Annotated in this window: 4 protein-coding genes and 2 pseudogenes; 2 read left to right on the forward strand and 4 right to left on the reverse strand. The window is 56.6% G+C overall.

Features of this window, described 5'->3' with window-relative positions; all coding sequences use genetic code 11:
• Positions 1–62 precede the first annotated feature (62 nt).
• A complete protein-coding gene (locus C487_RS17955) occupies positions 63–1,241 on the reverse strand; it encodes a tyrosine-type recombinase/integrase (protein ID WP_006187263.1) in 1,179 nt (392 codons plus the stop codon).
• 114 nt (positions 1,242–1,355) lie between these two features.
• On the opposite strand from C487_RS17955, the pseudogene C487_RS19850 reads away from it, so the two are divergent.
• Positions 1,356–1,571, forward strand: a pseudogene (locus C487_RS19850) (hypothetical protein); the annotation flags it as partial.
• 65 nt (positions 1,572–1,636) lie between these two features.
• On the opposite strand, the gene C487_RS21785 reads toward C487_RS19850, so the two are convergent.
• Together C487_RS21785 and C487_RS17960 are read right to left on the reverse strand one after the other, a co-directional pair.
• Positions 1,637–1,777: a rubrerythrin-like domain-containing protein gene (locus C487_RS21785; protein ID WP_006187264.1), complete on the reverse strand. Its 141-nt coding sequence runs from the start codon at positions 1,775–1,777 to the stop codon at positions 1,637–1,639.
• A gap of 317 nt (positions 1,778–2,094) precedes the next feature.
• On the reverse strand, positions 2,095–2,277 hold the full coding sequence (locus C487_RS17960; protein ID WP_006187265.1) for a DUF7501 family protein: 183 nt from the start codon (positions 2,275–2,277) through the stop codon (positions 2,095–2,097).
• A 212-nt stretch (positions 2,278–2,489) separates the two neighbouring features.
• Here C487_RS17960 and C487_RS20515 point away from each other — a divergent pair, with 212 nt between their 5' ends.
• Positions 2,490–2,621, forward strand: a complete 132-nt coding sequence (locus C487_RS20515; RefSeq protein ID WP_152422545.1) for a rubrerythrin-like domain-containing protein — start codon at positions 2,490–2,492, stop codon at positions 2,619–2,621.
• A 45-nt stretch (positions 2,622–2,666) separates the two neighbouring features.
• On the opposite strand, the pseudogene C487_RS22260 reads toward C487_RS20515, so the two are convergent.
• Positions 2,667–2,852 (reverse strand): annotated as a pseudogene (locus C487_RS22260) (hypothetical protein); the annotation flags it as partial.
• Positions 2,853–2,988 lie beyond the last annotated feature (136 nt).

A 2,988-nucleotide genomic window follows, 5' to 3' on the forward strand; every position in this document is an offset into this window, starting at 1 on the left:
GGATCGTCATTGCAATCACCAACTACGAGCGAGGACACGATCCAGGACGTGAGATGCTCAAGCTATGAGTTGGATTCTATGACACGCTCTTTCGAGCCAGGATCAACCTTAGTGCCACAGTTAGTGCATTTCTTTGGAGTGAACGTATCCCGGTCTTCAGGTTCAGCTAAGCCGGCCTTTTCGCGTGCTTCTTGCACGTAGTCGTCTCCGGAGAGGTGGCTATACGTCGTCTCCATCACACGAGAGTCCTTTGTATGGCCGATCAGATACTTTATCGTATCATTATGCAGGTCGTAGTCACGCTTACAGATCGTGACGAAATTGTGGCGGAGGGCATGAGGGTGTAGTGGTTTATCGACCTCTGCCCGTTCCTTGAGCCTGTTCATGGTGTACCGCAGACAGTTGTGTCCTACCGTATCGTGAGGATGTGCTTTCCCGTAACGGGGCTTCCCGGTAATGAGGTAGGCATCGGGATCGTCACTCTTGGGATGATAGTCCAACCACTTGCGAATTGAGCCTTCGGCCAACAGAAGCGGTCGATCACCGTTCCGATCGTCGGCTCCCTTCAATCCCTCCTCTACATCGGGCAGTTGGTAGGTCCTATTGTCTAGATCTATGTCCTTGATCTTGAGATTTCGGGCAGCGTTAGACCGTAGCCCGGTATAGAGCAACAGATGAAATAACATCTGATCCCTCGGATGATCGCACGCTTGCGTCAACTGATCAATTTCGTCTCGAGTAAGCATATCGTCGGGATCGATCGCGTCCCCATCGTCTTCATAGACTGCGATATGCTGTGGATCAACGCCTAAATCACTATGATATCTATAGAAGATCCGGACGGCAAATTGATACGTTCGGATCGTGGATTTTTTCATACCGTTGCAGCCGTCGATATTACCCTCGTGGAAGCCATATTCCATGAGGTCATTAATGTCATCGGCCGTCAGCTCGGTGAGTTCTTGTTGGCGAGCAATACGGCTAAGCCGGTACATCCATCCCCATAGGGTAGATTTTGCCTTATTCTTCTGCTTCGATCGCTCGAAATCCTTTTTCTTTTTCTTGTGCTGGGTGCGCTCAAGTTTGTTGCCGTCGAAAGCGTCACACAACTCCTGTATGAGTTCGGCGTCCCGCTCGGTCATTTCGCCCTTCTCGACCCAGCCGCCTCGTTCAAAGTCATCTGGGTCTCCCCAAATGCTATGCTTCATCGATTCGTACTTCTCCTCGGGTGTGTCGGTCATCGGTTGGCTACCTTACCACGCACCCAATTTTCAGGGTACGCTACAAAACCGACTACCGGGACCCCACATCAACTTTGGGAAAATAATCGTCGAGTCAAGACGTGATACTGGTAAGACCTCGCCGACCGCGTCGGGTATCACGCGCCCGGCATTCCGGAGGACTGGCAGGCTCAGGAGTACCATCCCGACCTCGATACCTGGGGAACGGTTTCCTCGATCAACGCCGAACTTACCGAGTTCGGGCAGATCGTCTCGGTCACGCTCAAAGAGGAGTACGTCGACTGGGAGGCCGAGTACGAACCGCCGGAGGACCTGCCCGACTTCGAGTGACCGCGCCGGTGTCGCTCCTCGAGACCGGTGTGAGGCTCGCGCCGTGATCCGGCGGACTCAGTGAGTCAATCCCGCGGAACCGAGAGGTTGTGCATCTGCCCGCCGCATTCCGGGCAGGAGCCGAGCGAACCGGCCGTCATTCGATACCCGCAACTCCAGCATTCGTAGTGCGATCGGTCGGGTGAATACGGATTGGTGTAGACCATGTGGATGGTTAGAATGTGCCGGTAAATGGATTACGCCGAACCAGTTGTGGTCCGGTATGGTGGGATATGTTGGTCAGAATTGAGTGGTATTTACCCATACATCCAATAATAGGGTACATACGTCGTAACGATCCCGCTCGTCGCCACCGGTCACGGACTCCGATCTCGAGGCCGGCAGTCGCGAGTTGCGTCGTCGCCGTCGCGACGGCGAAGTCACACCACGGAAAAACGCGATCGGCACATCACCGGTTCGGCCGAACGGCGCGACTCGAGGCAGTCGCTTGCGGTCCGAAACACGACGCGAGGCGGAGCGGCCGCTAGCCCGACCATTCGCCGGCAAGGTCGCCGGCGATGTTCTGTCGCCACTGATCGAATCCGTCTTCGCAGTCGGTGTTGTCGTCGATGTGGTCGACGAATCCGGCACCCGGGGATGCGAGTTCGTCGCCGCAGAACGGACAGGTGATCGGATCGATCCAGTCGGTCGTCGTGTTCGTCGCCATTGTGCCAGCATCTATCAAGAACGACCACATAAGCCTCCCCCGTTAGGAACTATTATAATTATATGGCATATAATGACATATAGCTTGGGTCGACGGGGTCGGGATCGATAGCACCTCGAGCGACCGCTTCCGAGCTCGACTCACACCGCGATCGGACTCGACGATTGACCACTGTGGAAAGAGTTAACACATTCTGTTGTGTATGGTTTCTCATGACACTCGAGGAGCAACGCGAGTACGTCTGCGTCCGGTGTAACCGACGGGAGACGGTCGGGGACGCGCTCCTCAGCACCTGTCAGCAGTGTGGGGGCGAAATGCGAAACGTCGACCCGATCCGCGACTAGCTGCACCCGGCATCGGTCGGTGCGAGATAGTGTCCCCGCTCGAGCGGCCGCGCCGACCGCGTACGTCGCGTCGTTCCCGTCGATCGTCGCTCCCGGCTCTGGGAGTGTCGCGGCGTCGAACCCGTCGTCGACCGGGACCACGACCGGCGGAACCGACTCGACCGTCGGCCCGTCGCCCGCGTCGGTGACGGCTCGGATCGCCCCTGGTCCGATGTCGAGACCGTACGCCATAGGTTCGGTGACTCGAACGATCCTCTTGGCCGTTTGCCCCGCGGTACCGGTGGTGTTAAGTTAGGAACGAGGCGGTCGAAGCTTCGGATGTCCATGGCCGAAATCGACCGCCTCGATGTCTCTACTGAGTGGATAG

The organism is Natrinema pallidum DSM 3751 (genome assembly GCF_000337615.1).
Lineage (GTDB): Archaea > Halobacteriota > Halobacteria > Halobacteriales > Natrialbaceae > Natrinema > Natrinema pallidum.